The sequence below is a fragment of the Haloarcula pelagica genome (assembly GCF_030127105.1).
Lineage (GTDB): Archaea > Halobacteriota > Halobacteria > Halobacteriales > Haloarculaceae > Haloarcula > Haloarcula pelagica.
In genome coordinates, this window is record NZ_CP126164.1 from 88,552 (window position 1) to 113,266 (window position 24,715).

At 55.1% G+C, this 24,715-nt stretch carries 25 protein-coding genes and 1 pseudogene; 14 read left to right on the forward strand and 12 right to left on the reverse strand.

The window, feature by feature from the left end; all coding sequences use genetic code 11:
• Positions 1–38: 38 nt before the first annotated feature.
• Together P1L40_RS22855 and P1L40_RS22860 are read left to right on the forward strand one after the other, a co-directional pair.
• Positions 39–2,189 carry a type B DNA-directed DNA polymerase gene (locus P1L40_RS22855; RefSeq protein ID WP_284011880.1) on the forward strand — a complete coding sequence of 717 codons (2,151 nt, stop codon included), beginning with the start codon at positions 39–41 and terminating at the stop codon, positions 2,187–2,189.
• Positions 2,190–2,944: 755 nt separating this feature from the next.
• Positions 2,945–4,153, forward strand: coding sequence for a Cdc6/Cdc18 family protein (locus P1L40_RS22860; protein ID WP_284011881.1), 1,209 nt, complete (start codon positions 2,945–2,947; stop codon positions 4,151–4,153).
• A 389-nt stretch (positions 4,154–4,542) separates the two neighbouring features.
• Here the strand turns inward: P1L40_RS22860 and P1L40_RS22865 are convergent, their stop codons facing one another.
• Positions 4,543–4,866 carry a DUF6788 family protein gene (locus P1L40_RS22865; RefSeq protein ID WP_284011882.1) on the reverse strand — a complete coding sequence of 108 codons (324 nt, stop codon included), beginning with the start codon at positions 4,864–4,866 and terminating at the stop codon, positions 4,543–4,545.
• Between the two features lie 225 nt (positions 4,867–5,091).
• On the opposite strand from P1L40_RS22865, the gene P1L40_RS22870 reads away from it, so the two are divergent.
• The 7 genes and pseudogenes from P1L40_RS22870 (at position 5,092) to P1L40_RS22900 (ending at position 9,418) form a co-directional block, all read left to right on the forward strand.
• On the forward strand, positions 5,092–5,811 hold the full coding sequence (locus tag P1L40_RS22870) for a hypothetical protein (protein ID WP_284011883.1): 720 nt from the start codon (positions 5,092–5,094) through the stop codon (positions 5,809–5,811).
• 91 nt (positions 5,812–5,902) lie between these two features.
• The gene (locus P1L40_RS22875; RefSeq protein WP_284011884.1) at positions 5,903–6,430 is read left to right on the forward strand and encodes a winged helix-turn-helix domain-containing protein; all 528 of its coding nucleotides are present in this window, start codon (positions 5,903–5,905) and stop codon (positions 6,428–6,430) included.
• A complete protein-coding gene (locus tag P1L40_RS22880) occupies positions 6,431–6,877 on the forward strand; it encodes a toxin-antitoxin system TumE family protein (protein ID WP_284011885.1) in 447 nt (148 codons plus the stop codon). It abuts the gene before it with no gap.
• Between the two features lie 491 nt (positions 6,878–7,368).
• Positions 7,369–7,576, forward strand: a pseudogene (locus P1L40_RS22885) (DUF5789 family protein); the annotation flags it as partial.
• A 154-nt stretch (positions 7,577–7,730) separates the two neighbouring features.
• Positions 7,731–8,204, forward strand: a complete 474-nt coding sequence (locus P1L40_RS22890; RefSeq protein WP_284011767.1) for a DUF7992 family protein — start codon at positions 7,731–7,733, stop codon at positions 8,202–8,204.
• 220 nt (positions 8,205–8,424) lie between these two features.
• Entirely contained in the window at positions 8,425–8,826 is a 402-nt protein-coding gene (locus P1L40_RS22895; RefSeq protein ID WP_284011889.1) for a CBS domain-containing protein, read from the forward strand.
• Positions 8,827–9,076: 250 nt separating this feature from the next.
• Positions 9,077–9,418: a DUF7344 domain-containing protein gene (locus P1L40_RS22900; protein ID WP_284011768.1), complete on the forward strand. Its 342-nt coding sequence runs from the start codon at positions 9,077–9,079 to the stop codon at positions 9,416–9,418.
• A gap of 132 nt (positions 9,419–9,550) precedes the next feature.
• On the opposite strand, the gene P1L40_RS22905 is transcribed toward P1L40_RS22900, so the two are convergent.
• The 7 genes from P1L40_RS22905 to P1L40_RS22935 form a co-directional block, all read right to left on the reverse strand.
• Positions 9,551–11,101: an ATP-binding protein gene (locus P1L40_RS22905; protein WP_284011769.1), complete on the reverse strand. Its 1,551-nt coding sequence runs from the start codon at positions 11,099–11,101 to the stop codon at positions 9,551–9,553.
• 124 nt (positions 11,102–11,225) lie between these two features.
• Complete coding sequence (locus P1L40_RS22910) at positions 11,226–13,094, reverse strand: hypothetical protein (protein WP_284011770.1); 1,869 nt, start codon at positions 13,092–13,094, stop codon at positions 11,226–11,228.
• Between the two features lie 2 nt (positions 13,095–13,096).
• Entirely contained in the window at positions 13,097–15,382 is a 2,286-nt protein-coding gene (locus P1L40_RS22915; protein ID WP_284011771.1) for a VirB4 family type IV secretion system protein, read from the reverse strand.
• Complete coding sequence (locus P1L40_RS22920) at positions 15,379–17,049, reverse strand: cell division protein CdpA domain-containing protein (RefSeq protein WP_284011772.1); 1,671 nt, start codon at positions 17,047–17,049, stop codon at positions 15,379–15,381. Before P1L40_RS22920 ends, P1L40_RS22915 begins: the two co-directional genes overlap by 4 nt.
• Positions 17,046–17,486, reverse strand: coding sequence for a hypothetical protein (locus tag P1L40_RS22925; protein ID WP_284011773.1), 441 nt, complete (start codon positions 17,484–17,486; stop codon positions 17,046–17,048). Before P1L40_RS22925 ends, P1L40_RS22920 begins: the two co-directional genes overlap by 4 nt.
• Complete coding sequence (locus P1L40_RS22930; protein ID WP_284011774.1) at positions 17,483–17,692, reverse strand: hypothetical protein; 210 nt, start codon at positions 17,690–17,692, stop codon at positions 17,483–17,485. Before P1L40_RS22930 ends, P1L40_RS22925 begins: the two co-directional genes overlap by 4 nt.
• Complete coding sequence (locus tag P1L40_RS22935; RefSeq protein ID WP_284011775.1) at positions 17,692–18,087, reverse strand: hypothetical protein; 396 nt, start codon at positions 18,085–18,087, stop codon at positions 17,692–17,694. The genes P1L40_RS22930 and P1L40_RS22935 overlap by 1 nt, the downstream gene beginning before the upstream one ends.
• Before the next feature lie 457 nt (positions 18,088–18,544).
• Here P1L40_RS22935 and P1L40_RS22940 point away from each other — a divergent pair, with 457 nt between their 5' ends.
• From P1L40_RS22940 to P1L40_RS22960, 5 genes are all read left to right on the forward strand, one after another.
• Complete coding sequence (locus P1L40_RS22940) at positions 18,545–19,012, forward strand: hypothetical protein (RefSeq protein ID WP_284011776.1); 468 nt, start codon at positions 18,545–18,547, stop codon at positions 19,010–19,012.
• Positions 18,996–20,246 carry a hypothetical protein gene (locus tag P1L40_RS22945; RefSeq protein WP_284011777.1) on the forward strand — a complete coding sequence of 417 codons (1,251 nt, stop codon included), beginning with the start codon at positions 18,996–18,998 and terminating at the stop codon, positions 20,244–20,246. The genes P1L40_RS22940 and P1L40_RS22945 overlap by 17 nt, the downstream gene beginning before the upstream one ends.
• 30 nt (positions 20,247–20,276) lie before the next feature.
• The gene (locus tag P1L40_RS22950; RefSeq protein WP_284011778.1) at positions 20,277–21,104 is read left to right on the forward strand and encodes an IS5 family transposase; all 828 of its coding nucleotides are present in this window, start codon (positions 20,277–20,279) and stop codon (positions 21,102–21,104) included.
• A 199-nt stretch (positions 21,105–21,303) separates the two neighbouring features.
• Entirely contained in the window at positions 21,304–22,314 is a 1,011-nt protein-coding gene (locus P1L40_RS22955) for a hypothetical protein (protein WP_284011779.1), read from the forward strand.
• Between the two features lie 48 nt (positions 22,315–22,362).
• Entirely contained in the window at positions 22,363–22,869 is a 507-nt protein-coding gene (locus P1L40_RS22960) for a hypothetical protein (RefSeq protein WP_284011780.1), read from the forward strand.
• 106 nt (positions 22,870–22,975) lie between these two features.
• Here P1L40_RS22960 and P1L40_RS22965 read toward each other — a convergent pair whose 3' ends face one another.
• The 4 genes from P1L40_RS22965 to P1L40_RS22980 all read right to left on the reverse strand — a co-directional run bounded on the left by P1L40_RS22965 (position 22,976) and on the right by P1L40_RS22980 (position 24,684).
• Entirely contained in the window at positions 22,976–23,263 is a 288-nt protein-coding gene (locus P1L40_RS22965) for an amphi-Trp domain-containing protein (protein ID WP_284011781.1), read from the reverse strand.
• Between the two features lie 68 nt (positions 23,264–23,331).
• A complete protein-coding gene (locus P1L40_RS22970) occupies positions 23,332–23,526 on the reverse strand; it encodes a hypothetical protein (RefSeq protein ID WP_284011782.1) in 195 nt (64 codons plus the stop codon).
• Positions 23,527–23,802: 276 nt separating this feature from the next.
• Positions 23,803–24,165, reverse strand: a complete 363-nt coding sequence (locus P1L40_RS22975; protein ID WP_284011783.1) for a HalOD1 output domain-containing protein — start codon at positions 24,163–24,165, stop codon at positions 23,803–23,805.
• A gap of 267 nt (positions 24,166–24,432) precedes the next feature.
• A complete protein-coding gene (locus P1L40_RS22980; RefSeq protein ID WP_284011784.1) occupies positions 24,433–24,684 on the reverse strand; it encodes a hypothetical protein in 252 nt (83 codons plus the stop codon).
• Between the last annotated feature and the right edge of the window lie 31 nt (positions 24,685–24,715).

Genomic DNA, 24,715 nt, shown 5'->3' on the forward strand with positions numbered 1-24,715 from the left:
CGCAATCGTCCAGTTCGCTAGAGGAGAAAGAGCCACAGATGCCGTTCAGTATCGACTTCTTGGACGACGGCCGCGTACTGGAGTGGGAAGCGACCGACGACGGCGCCGTCGCAACCGAGCGCAATGACTACACCCCACGCATCTACGTTGCCCCTCGCGACCCAGAGACCGACCTTGACCTCGCGACGCTCCAGTCGGTGTACGACCAGCACCCGGACGTCGTCGCGACCGAGACGGTTGCGCGACGGCCCGGCTTTCGGCGGGGCGAGGAGACAGTCCTCGCCGTCGACGCCGCCCACATCGACCGCGTCACTCCACTCGCCCGGCAGGCACGCCAGCTGTCCGATTACCCTATCGGAGATCTCGCCTGTTTCAACGTTGATTTCTCGCGGGAGTTCCGGTACTGCTTGGAGAAGAGCGTCAATCCCACGCCGGCGAGCGAGCTGTCGACGCTCCGGCTCAGCGTCCCGGTGACCGAAACGAGCAACGATGTCTATGGAGAGCTGTCCGTCGCCGGCGACAGCATCACTGGCTCGCCCTCGGAGCTCTTGGCCGCCGTACAGGCAGCACTCGACGCACACGATCCGGACATCCTGGTCTGCTCGACGAGTGAGATTGTCCCGACACTCTACGAGATGGCAACAGACGCCGGCGTCGACGACTTCTCGCTGAGTCGGTGGCCGGACGTGGACTACCAGCAACTCGCAGGTGCGTCGACCTACGCCAGCTACGGCCAAGTGGGCCACTCACCAGCACGGTACAATGTTCCGGGCCGGGCCATCATCGACGAGTCGAACACGTTCTTCTACGGAGAGACGAACCTCGATGGTGTTCTCGACCTCGTATCGCGCTCAAAAAAGCCCGTCCAAGAACTCGCATGGGCATCTATCGGGAACGTTCTCACAGCAATTCAGATCTGTGAAGCACATGACCACGGCGTGCTCGTCCCGTGGAACTCCTGGCGCCACGAGTTCTACAAGTCGATGGGGACGCTGCATGATGCCGACCGGGGCGGGTTCATCTTCGCGCCGGAGGTCGGTTTCCACGAGAACGTTCACGAACTCGACTTTTCGAGTCTCTATCCGAATATCATCTGTACGCGAAACGTCTCGCCTGACGTTATCCGGTGTGATTGTCATAGCGACCGTGACGATGTGCCCGGATTGGGGTACTCGATTTGTGACGAGCGTGGTTACCTCGTCGACGTCCTTCAGCCGATCATCGACGCTCGCGACGAGATCAAGGCGGCAATCCGACGAGAACGGCAACGTGATGAGCCCGACGAGGAGCGACTCAATGAACTCGAGGGCCGCTCGGGAGCGCTGAAGTGGATCCTCGTCGCGTGCTTCGGTTATCAGGGGTTCAGTAACGCGAAATTCGGCCGTATCGAGTGCCATGAAGCCATCAACGCCTACGCTCGTGAGATATTGCTCTTGGCGAAACAGCGCCTGGAGGCGGGCGGCTGGCGCGTCGTCCATGGTATCGTCGACTCAATCTGGGTCACGCCTGATCCAGACGTCGACAACGCGTATCGCGAGGACCTCGAAACGCTTGCGAGGGACATTACCGATGAAGTCGAGATTCGTCTCGAGTACGAAGCTCACTACGATTGGGTTGCGTTCGTGCCGCAGCGAGAGAGCAACGCCGGCGCGTTGACGAAATACTTTGGGAAGGTCAGTGGCGAGGAGGAGTTCAAGCTCCGAGGCATCGAAGCTCGCCAGCGGTCGACACCGCCGTTCATCGAAGCGGTACAACGGGAGTGTATAGAGGTGCTTGATGAGACACGGTCAGCAGACGCAGTCATCCGGCGGCTCAAAGCGGCGATTGCAAGCCTGCATGCCGGAGAGGTTGCTGCCGACCAACTCGTCGAACGGAATCGAGTCTCAAAACCACTGGAAGGGTATACCCAGAATACGCAGAACGTGGCCGCGCTCAAACGGGCACGAGATCAAGAATTGGGCCTCCATCCGGGACAGGACATCGAGTACGTGGTCGTCGACGATCAGAAATCATCTCGAGACCGTGTCGCCTTAGCGCATGAAGAGATTGAGGAGTACGATCCCGAGTACTACGAGACACAGCTCGTTCGAGCTGTCGAGAGTGTCCTCTCTGCAAAAGGGTGGGATCGGACAGATATTCGACGGGAGCTCGCTGAAACGACTACGAGGAGACTGAGAGACTACTGTTGAAATGTGATAGTGGGGACACCGGGTTTCCGGTGAAATCTGAGAGATACTGAGACTCCGCACGCACACCGGGTTTCCGGTGAAATGCAACTCAGCCAAGTCACCCCAGAATTGACCTCGGATTTGAACCACACGCACACCGGGTTTCCGGTGAAATAGAGAGCCGGAGTAGTAACCAAGAACGCTTAGCATCAACTACTATTGCGTCAACTGAGAAGCGTAGACAGACACACCGGATTTCCGGTGAAATAGCCCAATAGAGACGATTGAGCTGCTATAACCATTGATGACAGAGAAGAATTTTCCTACGCTATCTACGGATACAGAGAGATCTACAGGAGGAAGAGCAGCATAGGACTCACACCATTCAGAAAATGACTAGATACTATCTTTATTGCTCTGTCTGACATAGTTTTATATACAATCCTAGCGTTACATTCCAGTAACTGAATCGCCTTTCATAGACTCAAGCGAGATTTTCTCGCTTATGATTTCTATTACTCCAATGGAAAACACTCTACTGAACCGTTCTATCCTGTTTATCTCGTAATCTCTGTCCCTGTTCTACTCCGGCACTTCGTTGGGTATCTCGCCAATGCGGCTGAGGTAGATCGCAGTTGAAACCGTGTTTCCGATGTATCCTAACCCCCGTTTCATCTGGACACTAGACACCCTCTGAGCGGTTTTCACCGGAAACGTGGTGTGCGTGTCTCGGGGAAAGTCTCAAGACGTTTCACCGGAAACCCGGTGTACAAGCAATGTCCGACTCTGACGATCTCTTCATTCTCGAAGATCCCATTTTCGTGAACAAGGAACTGCTTGAAATCAGCCATCTCCCGGAGGAGGATCGCATCGTTGGTCGAGATGAAGAAATCAAGCAACTGGCTAATGCAGTCAATCCCGCTATTTTTGGCCAGAGTCCTAGCAACGTCCTCTTGTATGGCAAGACTGGAACGGGTAAGTCTCTCTGTGCAAAATATGTTTCTCGCCAACTGGTCGATACCGCAGCTGAGGAGGGTATTAACGCCGCCTACGCGTATGTAGATTGTGCCCAAGACAGTACCGAAACTCAATCTGTGCAGACTATCGCGGACTCAGTAAATACGGAGGAGAACGACATCTATATTCCCGACAAGGGCATTAGCACTGCAACCTACTACAAGCGACTCTGGCGGATTCTCGATATGCGTTATGACGTCGTCCTCATCATCCTTGACGAGATCGATAAACTCGAAGACGACGACATCTTAATGCAGTTGTCACGAGCTGGTGAGGCTGGAAAGATTGAAGATTGTAAGATTGGTGTTATCGGGATTAGCAACAAAATCAAATATAAAGACCGGATGGATGAACGGGTCAAGTCCAGTCTCTGCGAGCGCGAATTTGTGTTCCCACCCTATGACGCTAATCAGCTCAATGAAATCATGAGTGCGCGGAGCGACGCCTTCAGAGAGGGAGTACTCGAAGATGGTGTTATCCCTCGGGCAGCTGCCCTGGCGGCTCGTGAACACGGCGATGCACGGAAAGCGATCGATATACTTCGATATGCAGGTGAAATTGCCCAATCGTCGGATATGAAAACGGTTCCCGAAGACTTCGTTGTTCAAGCTCGAGAGCGGGCTGAGACTGATCGGTTCCGTGAACTCATTAGCGGCTCAACGCCACATTCTCGCTACGTACTACAGGCGTTGACTATCCTTTCGGTTGACAATGCTGGTAACGGCGCTGAGGATATCGGCTTCCGAACAACCCGAGTCTACGACGTGTACGAAGAAATTTGCCGTCAGGAAGGTTCTGAGTCTCTCTCGCTACGACGCGTCCGCGACCTTCTCAAGGAACACGCTTTCTTAGATATTATCGAACAGACGCGCCACAGTGGTGGTAGTGCAGAGGGGAGCTACACAGAGCACCAGCTTCTGGAAGATCCAGATGTCGTTCAACAGGTCCTCGAAGATACTATCAGCTAAACCGATTTTGTTAGGCGGGGTACTACCACTGTTCCCTCCCTCTGAGATGCATCTAGTTTCACCGGAAACCCGGTGTCTGTCGATAGATCGTAAACATCGATATTCGACTGTAGACTGCGCATTTCACCGGAAACGCGGTGTGCCACGTCTGAGTTCCCAACAGTCCACTATCGTCACACAATGAACCTTTTTCACCGGAAACCCGGTGTGGACAGTGAGCTGGCTGACTACCTTAACCAACATTGCATCGCTCAATGTAGGTTAAGACTTTAGCTCCACAATGCGATTATTTCGAGTGGTACTATTTTCTCAGTATGGCTCAGAGCAGTCCAGTTGGTGGATTACCGTGGAGACACCACTGGACCATAGGCGGACTCTTTGCTTGTGATTCACTCGTCCGGGTTGACCGGTCCCTTGTACTTCGATTTCACTTTGTCACCTTCCCGCCACTGCCAGTAATAGTAGCGGTTGTCATTGATTTCCTTGATTGTAATCGTGGCCTTCGATGGGACGTCGTCGGGAAGGTCGTCGGGCCTGTCTTCGACCCCGTCTCCAGCCGAATCCTCTTCCATCCGGGCCTCACGTACTTTGTGTTCTGCTAGCTCCTCGGCGTAGTGAGCAATCTGTTGGAGTTGGTCTGGAGAGTACCCGTTCAGCGTGTCGATGACGCTTGTCGGGAGTTCCGCCGGTGGCGTCGGTGGCTCGTAGGACATCAGTAGTCGCCTCGCATTAACCAACAAGGCGGCTAGCCGAATAGTATTGTTGGTTAATCAAGGACCGAGTGCTACCTCATTCGAAATACACATCGAACATGGAGGGTGTTCGCTTGCTATCTTGAGGTTCTGGCACTCAACGGATGCATCGCTTCGGGTATCCTGCTGCGGCACTTGGATACTGCGCGGGTTCATATCCGATGCCGGCGTAACTAACCTCCGTAGATGACTACACCCTCCCAAAACGACGGGTCACCAGACGTCGATATCCCCAGCAATACGCCCACGTACAGCCCAGTCACACTCAGTTCGATCCACGCTGCTATTGGTGAACTGGGCTACTCGAAAGAGTACATCCCAGTGGTCTCTCAGGCCCTCGATGAACTCCAGCTCGCATTGTCGACCGCGCAAGGCGGGACCTTCCTCTCTATAGAACTCGCAAACAAAGCGAAATCCTCGAAATATCTTCACATCGATATTCATTCCGAACCCCAGAAAGGGCCGACCCAAGCTCTCACGGACTACTCTCCTGGATTCGATGAAATCATGCTTGCGAGCGGAAGTCTCGTCCGGACGATACTCGATGAGTTTCTCTGCGTCGTCGACCCCGCATGGCAGCACTCGGCCTCTGAGGAACCGTTCGTGGCTCGGAACTCCGAGCCGGGGAGTGGTATACCTGGTGGCCTTTCAGCAGACTCTCCCAGTACGGACGCGTTCACTGAGGATCGACTCATTCCCGGCGTCAACTCTCTTGAGATGCTGTACGCTGTCCACGCAATCGTGGAATTGGCTTTTTACATCTATCTCACAGAGCCTGGGTTCGCTGGTTCGCTGACGACTGACTTGGAGCCCGACGTGCCCCGATTAGTCGCCCGGACTGCTCACTTCGACGATCTTGTGATGAACGAGCCCGGCCCGTACCGCGCTCCTATTGCTAGCGACTAAGTCTCATCTCCGTCGAAGCTGTATCTCTCAATAAAACGCATATATATGAATCTTACAAAGATATATTGCACTTCGTACCCTACCTATGCTTATGACGGAGTTTGACCCGGCGCCAGAGTCACCAGCCACCGAACGACGGTGGCAGCAGGGGGAGGATACGTTCAGTCGTGTCTACGATGTCGCAATGGGGATTACGTCACCCACCCCCGCTGCCGAGATTGCAGACGTCGCAGATTGTTCTCCGAACGCTGCCAAAAAGCATCTTGATCGACTAGCGAAGATGGGTATCGTCAGTGTGAACCGTGACGGCCGGCCCGTGCAGTACGAACGCAACGAGGGGTATCTAGAATGGCAAGATGCCAGCCGGATTGCTGACGAACTGACCGTCGAGGAGATTATCGACCGGGTCAGTGAGCTTGAAGAAGAACGGGCCGACTATGAAGATGAATTCGATGCTACCGACCCAACTGCTGTGAGCGGTTATGACCAGGACAGTCACGAGGCGATTCATGACCGGATGACTGCAGTCAGCGAGTGGCGCGGTGTCATTCGGGATATTCGACTGTACGAACTCGCCCGTCAGCTCGCAGAGAACGATGGGCACCTAATCCCGGCATAGATGGGGCCAGACCCACCCACTCCGAATTCAGGGTCGCCTGGTCCACCCGACCGACAAACGCTGCAACTCCTGGCCCGGCATCTTCGAAATGAGGCACTCATTGTCGAGACGGCATTCGATCCCGACAGCTACGAGCCTCGCCTGCTTCACGCCTTAGTCGACGCGGGACAGTATCCTGAGGGCGTCATAGCGGCTCGACTCGATATTCGCTGGTTCACGACGGGAGATTTCTCGTTCCACTACGTCGAAACACACGAGGATGAAAGCCGATGGGAGTGTCGCTGGGACCGTCATCCAAATCCACACAACGCACGACTGCACTTCCACGAACCACCAACCGCAGTGGACGCTACCGACTTGTCACTGTCATCACGCCATCCGTTGGATATCTACTCTACGGTTCTTGATGCTATCGAGGGGCGCATCCAAACGCTCTGGGAGAATTGAGCAGCTTGCAGTCTTGCGTTCCAAAACAGTGGTTGGTTGACAGACCAGCCACCTGTGCCTCTGACAGCCGTATCTGACCGGCATCTGTACCTTCCTTGTTGACGACATAAAACCTCCGTAACACCGGTGTTACCTCTCAAAACTAGTTGCAGAAAACCGGGCGTGGGCAACACCCGGCTGGGATCAATGGGGCGAGGCCTCGGGCAACTGGACAGTTGGAGGTGTGAAACTCGCGGAGACCATCGCCCACATAGAGGGGCTCTCTACACGCGATATACGTTTTGTGGTGAGTATCTTTCATACCGACCGCTGACGACGTCGACGACTGGCCGGACGTAACCAACGTCCAGCCAAAGACACACGGGATTCGGATTTGAGGTCGGGAGCTATCAGGGGGTTTTGACCTCAGATCCGTGTCCCATTGAGACCGTACCTGAGGCGGTGTGATAAAAATTAGCCAACCGGGGCTCGTTGTATCGAACTCTCGGAAGCAAAGGGAAGCGTACGAGATGACGTTCCAAGAACTCGAAGCGGTCGATGCCGACGACGACGAAGAAATTCGGGCAATCTGCGACTGGGTCGTCGAGCAGATTCGAAAAAGAACGGCTCCCGTCGTCCCGGGCAGTACGCCGACAGGCGGCGAAGTTCTGCCGGGCGAACGGATACCAGGTTCGGAACGACGAGTGGCTCGGGATTTAGACCGAAAACCCAGGCATCCGTTTCGATGACTATTGTCACGCGTGACCGGGACAGGTCCTCTCACTGGCCAGTAAGCGACTATACTCTCGCGAGACGCACCGGTCCCGTGTGGAACTGGTACGGGCTTTATCATGTCAGTAGTACAACTTCTGGTATGGCATTCGACATTGAGGCCCCGGACCCACCGGACCTCTCGAACCGAGGCATGCCGCGCGAGTTCGAGTGGCAAGAAGAGACGCTGGGGTCGGAGGACTTCTATCGCGAGGACCTCGAAGACTTGCTTCAGGAGGGTGCGTGGAAGGAGGGGTTCAACGAATGGGCCGAGTACACGAACCTCGAGGAAGAGCATCTTCGACTCGTCAGTGAGCTCGACCTGTTCCACGCGCTCGATTTCTACTGGGACCCGACCGAAGACCGGCTTCGTTTCGACGCCCCACGGATTTCGGACGACTGGCGGGAGCGAGACGCGACTGCATCGCTCGATTCGAGCACGGTGTCGATGATAGACGGCGAGTTAGACGACCTCGGCCGGGCGGTACAGGAGGTACTGGAAGACTACCTCGAACGGAACGGGTATGGGTCCGACTTTGGGTTAGGTGAGGAAACGTACGGCGACCGAGAGGAGTGAATCCCGCCACTACGGCCTGTTGGACGGTGTCCGAGTCCGGTGACCGACCCAGTACTGCCAGTCTACAGCGTGACCGCTACAGGAGTCGCGACCGGCACAGTAACCACCGTTCTGACGGCGAATTCACTGACCGAACTGGTCACTGTGTCTCCTCACTAGACAGGGTTAACTGTTCAGATGAGTTACAGGCGGTATGATTGACCAGTTTGTCGGTGATGTTATGACGCAGTCGGTTCAAACGGTTCCGCCAGAGACGACGGCCTGTGAGGTAGCCACACTGTTCGCGGATCACGATATCGGTTCGGCAGTCGTGGTCGATCCCGAGACGGGCCAGTACAGCGGCATCGTCACGGAATCCGACCTCATGCGACTGGTGGCAGCAGGGGCAGATATCGACACCGTGACTGTGGACACGTTTCTCAGTACACCGGTCGTCACAATCGCCAGCACAGAAGATATCCACGCCGCCGCTGCCATGATGAAAGAGCACTCAATCCGGCGGCTCCCGGTTACCAATGACGGCGAAATCGTCGGTATCCTCACGACCACAGACCTGACCCATTATCTGCCCCGGTTGCGGAACACAGTCCTCCGTGGACGGAACGACCTGGCCGCTCAATGAAGACGATGAATGTTTCACTTGTTCCCTGCTTCTAGCATGGATAAGAATGCTTGGTCTGCACCATGTTTATATACGCTCGGTGTCAAGTTATTGTACGGAATAACAGTTTCACACTGTGCGTTGGTCCCTGACGATGAAGGGGCCGCTTGAACCGGTGTGCCGGACGTGCAGATACACCCGTTTTTTTTCGTGTGGTCGTCACGCGGAACGCATTAGCGAGTCTCAGCGTTCCGCACTACGAGCCACCAGTATGCCGCGAAACATCGACTCGGCGTCACTCAACGTGATGTTCGACGCCCTACGGAACCCGTATCGCCGACGAATCCTCGTCGCCATCTCCGACCACAATCCATGTGAGATAACCGAATTCGCCCGGAACCAGATCGCGTCCGTCTCTGAAGATGAAGCCGACCCCGAACGGCTGGAAGTGCAATTGCTCCATTCTCACCTGCCCAAATTGGCTGAGAAGGGGTATATCGACTGGAATCCCGAGGCGGAGACGATTCGGCGGGGACCGAACTTCCACGACATCGCACCGCTTCTCCAGTTGTTGGACGACCATGCCGAGAAGTTACCAGCCGACTGGCCGTAATTCACGCTCGTTCTTCGGGAGCGAACCACTACATCCGCACACTCATTCTAACAGACGATTCAGAAGAACAGAGTGAGAAATAATCTGACGTGCAATATTCAATCTCCCAGTAACACTGTACAAATCGCCATATCAGTAATACCCGCGCGTGCCTTGTCCAGAGTCCTCGAAGTCTTCCGTATCAATATCCGTGGTGTCTGGCGTGCTAGTCCCACTCGCATCGTTTTCGTCAACACGGGGTAGCTCCTCGATGTCGTGGTTCATCGTCTCGGAGAGCTCCTCTAATTCGCCACTCGGTGGGAAGTCCTCTCGCTCAACAGACTCCGCATCACGTTCAGCTGCATTTCTCCGCGCATCTTCGACGATGTCTTTCAATTCCGCTCCGGTGAGTCCCGCAGTGTGACTTGCGAGTTCGGCTAGGTCTTCACCGGAGAGTTCCGATGGGACAGCAGCGAGATGCACGTTCAGTATTGCATGACGTGCCTCTTCGTTGGGGAGGCCGACCTCAAAATGAGCCGACAGTCGACCCGGACGGAGTATTGCTGAGTCGATATCAGCAGGACGGTTCGTGGCTGAGACAACGATAGCTTCGCGATTCTCTTTCGTGAGTTGGACGAGGAATTCCGAGGTCACTTTGCGATCCTCTGCATGAATCGTCCCGTCACCGAGAGTACGTGCCCCGAAGAGATGCTCCGCTTCATCGATAAATATCACGCAGGGGCCTAGCGCTTGCGCTTCCTGAAACAGGACCTGAATCTGTGCAGTGCTGGCGTTGACCCATCTGCTGGTGACATCACCCGGCGACAGCTCAACAAATGGAATCCCGAGTTCGCCGGCTAGTGCCCGAGCGAACATCGTTTTCCCTGTTCCAGGCGGCCCGTAGAACATAATCCCTCGAGACGGCTGGATTCCGAACCGTTCGTATCGATCATCGCCTTCGAGTGTGGTCCTCAGTGGTTTTAGAACACGCTGATTCAAAGCTTCCTTTACATCGTAGTACCCACCGATATCCGCAAATGTGGTCTGGGAGTATCGCCAATCGTAGGATAGCTGTTCTAAATCCACGACTGCCGGTTTTTGTGAATGCTGTTGAGAGGCGTTCCCGATGTGCTTGCGTGACTTCGGAGATATCTTGATTTCTGTTGAGTCGCCACTTGTACCGGAGCTTGGACTTACCGAGGACGCGGTTGTAGCTTTTTGATCTCGATTAGAGTTCAGCGTCTTCGTATTGTTCCTGTACCAAGCCCCAAGAGTTCCGATAATGAATACAGTTAGATAGACGATTGGGAGAACGAATTCACCAACGACCCCTTGATTGAGAGCTTGCTCCCCAACGAAATCTTCGACAAAAGTCAGCGCCAACCCCAGCAATAACAGCAGTGCGCTGCCCGTGCCTATAGGTCCGTGAACTCTCCCATCCCACAGAGACGCAGGGATGAACATTAGTCCATAGATGAGACCATACATCAGAACACCATTTAATGCAACACTTTCACCTACGATTTCCCATTCTTGACCGATTGGTAGCCCAAAATACAGCGCTATGAGCAACATAACGAGGGTGCTCAGAACAGCTTTGATTTTGACACGTGTATTGAATCTGGACAAATCCAATACAATTGTCGAAGAGAGGTCTACGACGAATAGAATGAGTGCTATTAGAAAGTACTGGAGGTACGACATTTTATTTTAGTTTGGTTTGTTGTTGGGCAGTTTTTCGACAGAGGAGTGCATTGCCTTCTTTATCACTTCAATATTATTTGAATAGAACGGTAACACAACTTCAACACGAAGTTGGACTGCAGTCCTATTTGATGTCTCCAGAATCGGCAGCCTTTCCAGCGGCTGCCTTTCCAAATTTATCTAATGTCGTTTCCTCAGGCGGCCGTCCTATAGAGCTATCTGCATTGTTTGGTCCTATTATCATATTAGAGGAGGATCGCTTTGTTCCAGAATAGGCTAAATAAGGATTCCCTCCGGCTGCTCCAACGAGGGCTGAGGCACCTACCTTGGTAACATTTTTTGGAACTGTGAACCCCGCCATCTTAGCGCCTTTCGTCGTGTGGCCAGCCGCTGACGTTCCGTAGCCAGCAGCTTTACCGCCCCTGTGTTGCCAGTCTTTCCAGAACTGGCTATCCTCAGCGGTACTTTGCATCTGTTCTCCAGCGGCCTGCTGCTCTTCGGTAAGGTTCACTGTTTGTGTCCTACCACTGGAATCCTGGTAGGAGGCCATCGTAGCACCTGAGTCACCATCCGTGTACACAGTTGCGTTAGCTCCTTCTGCTGGATTTTGGGAGAGAACTCCGAGCTCAGATGCTCTCTGGAGGTCAAGATCGCCGGAGGTAATTGCTTCAGAAACGAACTCACTGGTCTCTGAGGCGTGTTTAGCTGCGTCTTTTTTCTTGTCGACAAAGTTGTTGAATTGACTAACCGGGTTGGCCTTATCGGCAACACCAGATGCAGTCTCGCTCACTTTGTTCACCCCGGAGCTGACGCTGTCGTCGACTTTCGATAGCGTCTGGCTCTGACCAGTCGCGAATTTTCTTCCTCGCTGCGCTACACTCCCCATACGACTGGCCAGTCCAGAACCCCCACTTCCTAAGCTAGAGGCACCTGTACTGGCAGCGCTGGCGCCTGAAGCACCAGCCCCGGACGCCCCAGCGGCACCTCCTGCACTACCAGCACCACCGGCACCAGCAGCGCCGGCGCCACCGGCTGCTGCACCACCACCCGCCACAACGCCACCGACACCAGCCGTGGCGACGGTCCCGACTGCTGCAGCGGCGGCCAAGGTTGCAGTGGTCGCTGCTTCCCCGACGCCGAGTGGTTTGCCCGCCCAAGATATCTGCTTCCAAACGACCACGACCAGGATTATCGGGAAGATCATAATCAGGGCTATCTCCGCAGCCAGGGATGCTGCCGTTCCAGCAATTCCGTCGGCACCCTCGACGAACCCACCGTTTTCGATGAGTGCCATCGTGAGGATGACCAGCGAGATAATCGGACCCGAAAGTAGCGCGTAGACGCCCATCTTGAGATAGGTCGCTCCGACGTTACCGACGGCTTCCAGCGGCCCTCGTCCAACGAACCAGAGAGCCACGAAGAACGGGGTTCCGATGAACACCAGGTATACGATGAACCACCGGAGCAGCAGGAAGAATATCGTGAATATCACAGCAAGCATCGTCAGGAACGCCGTGAACAGAGAGATGACCATACTCAGCGTGGATGCCAAATCGCCAGCTGACTCGTAGGAACCGAAGGCCCCACCCACAGTCGGGTCGTAGTCCAGCATCCCGATCGTCACGGCGTTGGTTACATCGATAGCGAACCCCCACGCAGGCTGGGAAATCCCGATGAAGAAAATCGCCATCACCAGCCGGATTATCATCTCGACGATGCTGAATTCTCGATTCTCCCCGAACGGCCACGCAACGAGTGCTACAGCGAAGAAGATCGGTAGCAGTATCAGCGAGATATCGAATACACCGTTGAACACGTTGCCAGCAGTGGCTGATTCATACGGATTTGGAACTACGATCAGCTGTCGAATCATCCGCTCAGTAATCGCGGATGAAAACTCGGTGGCGGCATCCTCGAATATCACCTCGACCTCATCGAAGAAGAATTCGACAATGCCGGTCATGACGTTCCTAAGGTCCTCTCGAATGCCCATGATTACTGGTCTCCCACGGTCGATGTCTTCTGACTGGGCTGATTGAACGCCGCAGATGCGTCCAATGTGTCATCAATGCTCGGCACATCTTCTTGGACTGGCTGAGACGGAGCGATGTTCTCGCCTTCTCCAGCACCGACCGCTGGCTCGCTAGGTGCTACGCCACCCTCTTGCTGGGCGATGTACGCCCATGGATCGAGGTCGTTATCGAGGACGTGATGTTCGAATTCCCCCGTGTGAACCTCGATACGGCGACGGCCGTGTTCCGTGGAAGAGAGAAGACAGCCAGAAAACCCCGAGGCCTGCCCTCGAGGCGCATCTGACTGTAGGTAGTTCACCTCTTCCGGAGAGAGGTCGAAGTACTCTCGCGTCTCTTCGGCCACTGACTGCGTGTAGAACAGCATCTTGATGTCACAGTTATCGTAGACCTCGTGGGCCTCTGGTGTCCGGAGGAACTCGTGAGCCGTCTGGCTCATGAGCGTCAGACCGGCGTCATAGTGCCGGGCGTGTCTGATGAAGAGGTTGATGAGATCACGCGTCGACTCCCGGCCCAGCAGATAGTGGGCTTCGTCGAACGTGACGTCGAACCGGCTGGGTGAGCGTTTGGCCTCGAGATACGCCCAATTCAACATCGCGTGAAGAATGAGCGGCATCTCCCCGGTGTCAGCGAAGGAGCTCATATCCATCACGACGAGGCGTGAGTTGAGATCCAGGTTCGTCTGCCCGTTCAAATTCTGGTTGATGCCTCCAGGCTTGAACGACTCAAATTTCGGCTCCAGTGCCTCGGCAAAGCTACGGTGTGCTTCCGATGGCTCAAATATCGCGTCAGGAACAGCGAATGGCGGTGTCTCTGCCAGCTGTCCATCGGAATCTAGGATATTGAGTTCCTGTAACTGGAGGAGGTCCTCCATTGGGACAATCTCTTGCTCGAACGCTTTCGCGAAGCCGCCCACAGCGATGGTTTTCACTCCACGGATGAGATCACCGATAGTCGGTGACTCATTCTCATAGGTGTCGTACTGTCCCATTACGATCCCTTTCGAGAGGTACGCGTAGTGCGCTGCTTGGGTCAGCATCCCTTCTTCGGCCGGTGGGAGTCCCCCACTGGCTTCGAAGAGGGTGTGTAGCATCTCGACGATGGCTCGGACGGTAAGCGCATAGGTATCTTCAGTCTCACCAATGTCTCTGTTCGGTGGTTCAAGATCCATCGGGTTGACTTTCTGATTCCCACCGAAGCGAATCACCTCTCCACCGAGCTTTTCGGCGAAATACGGGTAATCGTCACCAGCTGGGTCGAAGAGGACGAACTGAACATCTGGTTCACGGAGCATCCGGCGATACACCTCGCTCTTTCTGCAGTAGGACTTCCCCGACCCCGTTTTCCCGGTGATTGCCGCTGCAAAGCCGGAATGAGCATAGCGGTCGATAACGACCGGACGGGATGTGTCGTCGAATCCCAGTAGTATCCCATCTTCGTCGTAAATCGGCGGTTCAACGAGATTGAATAACGTCCCGAGTGCTTCCAGCTGGACCGTGTGGGTGTTGTCGATAGTATCGGTAGCAAAGGGGGCGACAGAGCCGTTGGCTTCGAACTGCTGTCGGCGCAGGACGACCGTTTCGACATCTTGTTCGGCGAGAATGGTCTCGACCTGTGAGCGCGTCTCCGCCAGCTCCTCTTGGGACTCCCCGAGCAGCTCGATGTAGACCGCAATCTGGAACATCTTCGTCTTCCCGCGAACGACGTCCTGGAGGATGCGAAGCAGGTCGTCCCGTTCGGCTTCGTCTTCCTGCAAATCCGTACGGCCCTTCTTCGCCTTCCGCATCAACGATGTCTGCGTATGGGTATATCGAGCCTGAAGCTTGTTGCGAGCCTTCTTTTGGTCCGTTGGCTCGATATGTAGCGATAGTCTGAGGTTGGCGTCAGCCACCGTGAGGGGCACGAGCCAGCCGAGACCGACTTTCGAGGGGAATGCTGTGACGGTCAACGTCGTCGAGATGGTGCCGTTTCGAACCTGATATTCCGGCGTTCGCTCCATCGTTTTGGGCGCGATCAGCTTCTTATCCAAATTTTCGCGCTCCGCGAGCGATTCAACGGGAGAGACGAGCGGGACTTCATCAGTTTGGAGTTGATAGGCCGCCCACTCGATGTTCTCGCGGTTTGGCTCCCGGTTTATCAGTTGTAGATACTCTATCGCGCCTTCGGTCTCGTTCCCGGTCAGATCGTCGATAGGGATGCGTTCTTCGTCGTCGTCGGATTCCTTTCCGAATAGGACATGTAATGGGTTCATTCATCCTCTCCTGCTTGCTTTTCACCTGGCTGTTCTGCTGGCGACACCTCTTCGCTAGAATCTCTCAGAGTCTTCTCAGACGCTTCTTCACTGCCGGCTGTTCGTGACTCCATTTCAGTACGCTGCTCCTCGCTGTCCTGGTCTGTGGTGTCTGGCACCGCTGCTGAAATGCCAGCAGTGGTAAGCTGGCCGCCATCAGCTGCAACATCAGACACGACTGGACCGTCGTCATCGGCGTCGGATTCTACATCGATGCCTCCGTCTCGACCATCGTCACCATCAGTATGAATCGGCAGATTGAGTCGACGCTGCGAACGAATCGCTACGGCCACAGCGAAGACCAGTGCAAAGACACCAGCTGCATACACCTGAATCGTGAACGTAGTCTGTGCCGGTGCGGACAGGTCCCACTCGAAGGGATACGCCCTGACGAACAACACCGTAGCGTAGGCTGTGACAGAGAGGCCTGCTGTTCCAACCAGCTTGGCTCTCCTCCCGGTCGGTAGCAGTATGACGAGACTCAGGAGGAAGGCCGGCAGACTCACCGCTAGTCCAGCGAAGGATGCTGTTCGTGCGGCCCAGTAGATATCAGTACCTCGCGGTGCCGCTTCCAGACTCCAGACGAACCCGGTGAGACCACCGAGCGCTAACCCCACGCTCAGGATGGCCAGAGAGAGCCCAGCGTACACTGAGGCGGGAATAATCGGCCGCTCACCGTGACCGATGGGTCCTATGTTTCTGGCATACCAGCGCAGTATGCGGTCTTTCGAGACCCGGTCAGCCAAATCTGGGTGGGCAAAGCCTCCGTCAGGAATAGGAGCTAAATGAGTCGAATCGGATTCTGGTTCAGGTTCTGGGTCTGTATCAGAAACCCGGCTGTACTCAGACTCATTCTTGCTGCTTTGCTCAGGAGCCGGTGTGTCACCAACGGTGTCCGCGGAGCTCAATGCGGCGGCTTCGGCCACTCCCGAGGGTCGGGTGAAATTGCTCTGTGTGAACCCAAACGCTGGCTTCTCGTTGTTGTAGACCTCGTAGAGTATCTCCAGCACAGCGGGCCGGGTATCGATGAGAGTTGTTTCGACCTGTACCTGGGGCAGTTTCGAGGCCACGTGTGAGGCGCGTGCTTTCACTTCCTCGATGTACGCGTCCTCATCTCTCTCTTCAGGTTCGCTCTCGCCCTGTACTTTAGACAGAAGCGAGTTTAGGGGACTCTCTTCGGATCGATCTTCGCCCTTGGGGACAGCCACTGCGACAAAGAACTCTCTATCTCGAATATCTGCGACGTCGATGACTTCTCTGATCCACTCTGCGTGATACTTCCGACCATAATCTAACAGCGGGGACTCATCAGGAACGACATCTGAATCATCTTCGTTGTTCGATCCGATGACTAATTCGTTCTCGACAGCAACTCCTTCGAGATATGGCTCAGGGTTGTATGCCGTAGACATCGTCAGGATTTGTGTCGGAAACGACAAGCTCCGGAGATAGCTGAGGAACGAGCGGTAGATACTCTCTCGACGGTCGGCCGAAAGGACCAACCAGTCGGTTGGCTCGACCCGTACTATCATCGCATAGCTCGTTGGCGTCTCGATGATGCCACCATCTCGAATCGTGGTGAAGTCCATCAAATCGAGTGTCGACCCCGATCCGTCGACGGAGCTCATCGAGTCTCCTTTGCTTCAACAGTTGACGGACTGTCGAAGTCCTTGACACTACTTTCCTCGTGGAACGCCCGTCTGGCTTCTTCGGCGGGGTATGCGTCGTGGGTGAGCCATTGGTTTGAGGTGTCACCATGGCCGAGGCTCCCCTGCTCGGGGGTCGGCGCTTGCCAAATGAACTCTTCAGGGTCCCGAAAGTCATGGAGAATTGCCTTCATGAAATTCAATGGGCGTTGCCCTGCTGGCGTCCGCCTGTAGACAAAGACACCAGTACAGACTCCGACCAAGAGGAAGGGGAGGGTGACCTGTAGCGGTAACCCGAGTGTGTAAAGTATCACACACGGCAGCATCGGTGGGCCGACTGATTCCGCCAACTTTCGGACTTCGTAGCCACCTATCTTTGATTTCAGCAGATTCGAGGCCATCGGGATATCCTGGCTCACGCCGAATCCTCCGTACAATCCGTGTCGTCTCTACCAGACGGGAGACCGAGCTGTTGCTCGGTCGCGACGAGCTGCTGTTCGGCTTTTAACATTAGGCCACGCCATGTCAGGCCCAGGTCTTCTCGAACGGTGACGAGCCACTCATACTCGTCTGCATCGGAAATCTCGATTCGGGTCCTGTGGCTGGTAGGTGTCTCGGATGGCATCAGAACTGCCCCTCATCGAACTCGAGAGGATACTCGTCATATCCGTAGTACGGGTCGACTGAGTCGAACTGACCGTCGTGAGTTTCCTCACCCTCGTCCCATGGATCGGAAATTGGTTCGTCCTCAAACGCCTGGCTGTGGGTCTCTAAAGACTCGAACGTTTCATGTTCGCCATCCCTGGATTCATTGCTTGGTTCCTCACCACTGTTGCTTAGGGATTCGTGTGACTGGAAGGACCTTGGACCAGCATCGCGATCTTCGTCGACCGATGAAACATCACTGGACGACCTGGTTGTATCGTGTGGACCGCCTTCCTTGTCGACATCTGCTTCATCATTAGCAGAGAATCCCTGATCACTACTGGAGCATTCTGCTGTCCCGTCGAGGGTACTCACCGGGCTGGCGGAGGACGATGGGTTGGTATGGGCTCGTAGAATCGCTTGGACAAGGTCGGTGCTTGCTGCATCTTTCGCACCTGTGAGGAGTACGCCGCGCCACAACAGACCGTGGCGTTCACGGAGGTCACGGATTCGTTCGTATTCTTCTGCAGAGTGCCAGTCAATTTGTACTTCGGGCATTGGCGGGTTTCCTTACTATTGAGCGGACTAGCCCCGCTTACACGCTCACGAACCGCCTGGAGAGCGGGCATCGCATTGTCGTGTAATTAGGTGGATTTTAGCGGGCTTTTCCGTTGCATGGTCTCCGCTGGTAAATGATATAGTGATAACAGGATTGCAAGGATTGTAACATTACAACCGTTGGAATCTGTGAGTCTACTTGCTGTAGGTCGCCCTCTCTGCGCGTACTCAGCTGACAGCGGGATCCGCCGCTGGCAGCTCCTCCATCCCTCCAATGACATTCGAATCAACAGACCTGCTCGGGCATCTCATTGCCGTCGTTTCCAGTATCGGGCGGTTCCCCGCGTTTGGAGCAACGGCCGACGTATCGGCATCTGCTATCCTTTCCCACCTCGCCCATCTCACACATGGGTTGGGGGCTGTGAGCCAACAGTCGCTGGGAATTTTGCTCACATACCCTCTCGGTAGCAGTTCCGACATCGCCGTGACTTTCCTCAGTGGGCACAGCGGAATCGTTGACGAGATCGCCAGCGCCGCTGAGATGCCCGCGTGGTTCGGAACATCGATGCAGACACTCGGACTGATTCTACTCATTGTCGGTGCGATGGCTTGGGCCGTCAGTCCAAGTGTTCGAACGCGAGAACGGGGCTTCTATCTCGTATCCTCCGGATTCGTCCTAGCGATTGTCGGCTACGGATTCGAAACGTTTCAGGAGTTGATTCAATATGTCTTCACCGGATGACGAGGGGGCCTCCCCATTCGCTCGTATCTTCTCCCGAACGAAGACTTGGTCAAAATCGGTGGCCCCCATTCGGCAGAGGATCATCTTCGCTGTCCTCCTCCCAGCTATCGTTTTCAGCTCAGTCACGATGCCCGTTAGTGCGACTTCGCTTGACCCTATCTACGAAGTCCCGACACCCAGTCCCGGTGTAGAAACGGTCCACGACGGGACTTTTCGGATTCTGGCGAATAACGACGAAGACGTCTCACCATCGTATTTTGACTCAACCCCAGGTACCGATGAGACATATCTTGGGTATCCCAGTGCGCTTGGTGATGAGGGAATGCCGTCCGCAGATGCACTATACGCGTCGACGACTGGCGATGTTTACCGGACGCATCTCTCCGATTCTGTGCCTATCCCATATCAGGACGCGTGGGTCACATATACGGAATGGCGACGCTCGGGTGGAACGCCAGCCAGATTTTATCCAGTTAGCTCTGATTCGACGGTCCCAACAGACGCCTCTGGGCAGTGGCAAGTCGTCACTCGCAACCGGAATCTAGAGCCCCGGACGGTCTATAACGCGCAAGTCTACAGGAATCCGCTCACCGACGAACTTGAGATACTGAACTTTGATGATGCACTGGTCTATACCGCTCGCAGTGCGACTATTCAGGAGCGATATCTACACATTCGGGACCAGTATTCACAATACAGCGATGATTCCTCTAGAGCGCTCGTCCCAATGTTTGATGGAGAAGAGATCTATCCCACAGCAAGCGGTGGGTCTGTTCCGCTCCCGCACGGGCCCGGTAGTGCTGAAACAATATCGGATGCCTGGATTGGGATTTCCGATGTCCGAGAGAGTGCGTGGTATCGCGACTCCTACGTCACCGATAACGCCGACCTTGGTGCATACATTTTGTATGACTATCGGGCCAGTGCCCCCGATGACTTCACCAGCAGGTCCAGCTGTACCCGTACGCACACCGTCACCCGAACAGTCACCGTTGGGAACGAGACAAAGACTGTCACGGATACGCATACGCACAGGTATCCCCGGACTCGATGGGCTGAGTTCGACCTCGTCGATTCGAGTGCGACTGTCATTTCCGTCTCCTTAGATGGGGCGGACTACGATGGTGACTCCGCACTCGTTGAAAATGAGGAAGGCATCTGGATCGCGACCGATGGAGGAAGAGACGGCTCTGGTGAATCGCTGTACAGCGTCGGCTTCGACCGTCAGAACTAGGAAGTTGAAGCGGGAAACCGCCGATGATCCATGTCGAAGATTTCCCGCTTCACGAAGAAAGCGGTCCAGTTAGCTAAAAATGCTGTTGGTGAGCGAGGCGAAGTCGCCGCCCCCGAGGGGGGTGGCGGCTTCGCCGAGTATGCGGTGGTGTCGCTGCACTGTCTGCGGGTTTACTTGGAAAAATCCTACCGGGAAGCACTCGATTTGCTGAGCGAGATGCCACAAATACTCGGGGAGATCGGCCTCGACGCCGCCGATCTCCCCGACCACTCCACCCTAGTCAAGTGGTTTGACAGAATCAAGACCGCACTCTGGCGAGTGCTGCTGCGCCTGTCGGCGCAGCTGCACAAGCCGAGCGGTCACGCCGCCATTGACGCGACGTTTTTCGACCGGCAAAACGCTAGCAAACACTACTGCCGTCGGACGAATTACCGGGTTCAAACGCTCAAAGCGACTGCTCTCGTCGACACAGAAAGTCAAGCCATTCTGGACGTTCACTGTACGACGAAAAAACGCCACGACACACAGCTCGGCTGGCAGGTCGCCCGTCGCAACGCGGGCGACCTCGCCAGCCTCGCTGCCGACAAAGGCTATGACTGGATGGATTTACGCGAAAAACTCCGCGAAGAGGGCGTGAGACCGCTGATCAAACATCGAGAGTTCCGGCCCATCGATCACGCGCACAACGCGCGGATCGATGGGCCTCGATACCGCCAGAGAGCGATGTGTGAGACCGTATTCTCCACGATCAAGCGCACGCTCGGCGACGCCGTGCGTGCGCGAACCTGGTATGCTGAATTTCGTGAGATCATTCTGATGTGTGCGGTTCACAACATCAAGCAATCGCTGACCCCGTGAAATCAAGCTACGTCTGGCGATTCACCACGGCCGAAGAGACCGTTCCGCTGAGTTCTCCCCCGGTGAATACGAGCTCACTGCGACTCTAGAAGTTGAGTCCGAGGTCGAAGCTCGGTGGGGTGTACGGAGTAGCCGATGCAGTGAATATGAACGCTCTCAGAGCTATACCCGGACGCTGACTCGAAGTCACTCCGTCCCGGTGACTATCGTCGACACAGACGCGTCGGGTCTTGAGATAGATGTCACCGTCCTCGACGGCGTGGAATCGGACCGGACAATCGTGCAATGGGATGGTGACCAGGACCTCACTGGCGCTCCGTGGAGTTCGATCGAACTCGAAATTGGCGACGCCACTTTCAGTGTTGATTCACCGTGGCGATTCTACGGCGTCTCACAGACCACACACGTCGAAGAACGGAGCGGTAGTGATAGCGAGACATATCCAGTCACCCACACTCAGGGTGACGCCTGGCCTGCGCTCGTGCATACAGTGACTAGCGTCGGTAACGTGTCCGTGTCTGCGGCCTACGGGCCAGATGGCGAATACGGTGGCTTATGGATTGAGGAGTCTACCGTTATCGACCAGGAAATTCCGGGAACAGAGCTACCCGCGGGTGTCGTCGACGAAGCCAACGGTTCACCGACGTATCTGTTCGAGAGGCTCGAAGGGGAATTCAGGCCACGAGATGCGAGGGTCGACGAAGCACTGAACGTCCGGGCCTCGACGGTATTCGATACGCAGGTTCCGGATGCGAATATCGACGCCCATATCGTGACGTCTGAACTCTCTGAATTAGTCGTCGCCGACACCGTCCCGGGAGACGACACGAGCGACGGGCGTGTTCTTCTACGGTTAACCGATCCCGATGGAAATCCAATACCGAACCGCGAGATTTCACTGAGCGGCGCCGTCGACGAGACCGTGACGACGAATGGAGACGGCGAAGCGTGGACGACTCTCGACGGGCCATATCTGCGTGCTTCGTATTCTGGCGATGATCTGGCCGGTAGTGATGGCCGATACTTCGAGGGGGATTTCACGACCTACATGGCACCCTATTCCTACGACGGGTGGGGAGCAACGGAGACCGTTGAACGGTATCTTGAGGCAGCTATCGGTAGCGTACTCATGTTCGTCGAATGGATTGCGCTCGGACTCCTGGCCTTCTGGTGGCGAAAATACATCAGCATGAGAGAGGCACCCCAATGACGGGCGAATCTGGTCGTTGTGATTTGGCCGGTATCGTGAGGCAGCTCCATGTCTAGCGTCGACGGCCTCGTAGCACCTGCCGAAGCGCTTGCGACGATTGCGAACGTGCTTGGGTACTACGGGACACTTATCGCGCTCATCGTCGGTCTCGTCGGATGGGTGAGTACCTCCCGAGATCCCAGGCGACAAGTTCGCTTCCGTGGGATGGCTGTTGCTGGTGCTCTGGGGCACTTGGTTATCATCGGCGTTGACGCACTCTATGCGACAATACGCTTCATCATGGGAACTGAGTTCCTGCCCGAGGGTTGGCCGTATGGGGCATCCCTCTCTGGGTCAGGGGAGAATGATTTGATACTCCTTTCAGAAGCGCTCAATGGGTTGTTGTATCATCTTGGCCTGGCGATCTTCATCGTCGGCATCACTGCGTGGGCATTCGGGCATATCGGGCGCGAAGGTTCACTCAGGAGCAATACTGGGGTGACTCTCGGGCTGGTGATGATTGCTACCTCGGTTGGCGGGAATCTCTTCAGTGTATTCGCCTATATCTTGCTCTAAAAGTAGTCAGCTGCTTCCGCCCGATGCAGAGAGTGAGTTCAGCACAACGGCTTCATTGGTCCCATTAATTCCTCTGAGTCAACTGTTCAGTGTGCGGTCGGAATGGCTACTCGATTTCTAACTGACCACTTCCGCTATCGTCTCCCGCGTCGTTTTCGTCCCATTCGAGTTCGAACTCGATACTTCGTTCAGTCATGTTGCCAGCCGGGCCTTCCCGTTCAGCTTTGACTTCGAAGGTCGGTTGGGCAGGTGGATTGAGGGTCACAGAATCGGAGCCTGCCTTCAGGTTGATTGCCTTGCCGCTGTCGAGATTGTCCGCGACTTTCCGGAGGTACGATGCAATCTCTTCTCGACTCTGGTCGCTCTCTGATTTGAACAGGACTTCTTCAGGCATACAGGAACTCTTACTCAGCCTGCACCGATAAATGCGCACACCGACTGAGCGACTATTCGGCCGTCACCTTAGTGCCGGAACCAGATCCGCCGCATCGTTGTCACGACCTCCCGGCCGATCATCCGCCGCTGACAGCCGTTCCAGACGGCCTCAATACGCTCGAAGCCACCGTCGTACCGCTGCCCGAACTCAACCTTCTGCTTGAGGCTATGGCCGGACCCGTACACAAACCTACGGGCGCCAGCTACAGACGCACCGTTCATAGCCGAACCTCGTTAACAGTCGACGAGCTCGTTGCTACGCCGACCGTCCCAGCCGCGCGACGCGGTTAACCAACATATTCAGGTTCAAGTGGCCGTTTGTTGGTTAACAGCACGGCTCCAGATACTGAATCGGTCAGTACAGCACGCCCAATGAACGCTCGAACATCCGCAGGCGAGGTGAACAAGAATGGGCGTCAAAAAATGGGCGTCCTCTAGCGTGTCGTCGGGTCATATTTCTGCCATGTGAACTCGTTGTGATTCCGGAGTGACCAACTTCTACGAGAGTTCTGTTTCGGTCGGCTCATACACCTGAACCCATCCGTCGCTTCGGACTTTCACAAGGTAATCGGCATACTGAAACTCGACCATTCCGACACCCTGACGTGAACCTCCTGTCACGTCAGTCCCGAAGAACATATTTTCAACCGCTGCAGTGTCAACACACTCGTACAGGGGTGGCGACATCACTTCGGTCGGGGAGATGCCCTCGACCTCTGCGATTGTGTATATGATCACAGTCGTGAGTTCTCCGCTTTCCTCGGGTTCGTAGTGACGCTGTGCTACCTGCGACCAGTCCGTATCGGCCCCACTGATGGGGTCGTCTTCGTCCATTGTTCTATCGGCAATCCTCTCGCTCATCCAAGTGAGTTGAGACAACAAGGGGTAAAATAGTTCACTAATCTACATAAATAAGGGTTTCAGCCGTATAAGCACAGTTTACGTTTACATGGCTTTCAGTTACTAGCTACCCTGTTTACCCAGGCACATTAAGCAGCTGATTTGACAGAAACAATCTGGAGGGAAATAGAGTGGTCCCGCTAACATCACTCTCTGCAATCATCATTATCTTCGAGAATTGCCTCGGGCGGGGGATCGAAAACGCCTGATGTTCCACAGCGATTGTCGCTATTCGCTGTCGTCCTCTATATCTGAGAGTCCGATCGGCAGGTGTGGACTTTGTAGTTCTTCGCTCTGCGGGAACTTCATTGAGTCGAGAATTTCGTTGAGTGCTTCGTCGTATGACCGATTGACGAGCGGATTCCGGTGTTTGAAGGCCGTCATCCGCGCGTACGTATCCGGCTTCAGCGGAATATTCTGATAGCGTGGGGTCTTCTTCTGTTCAGCGTTGGAGTCTGCTTTTCGAGTATTTGCTGACATCTATCGCTCCGGGTAACACATCGACCGTAGG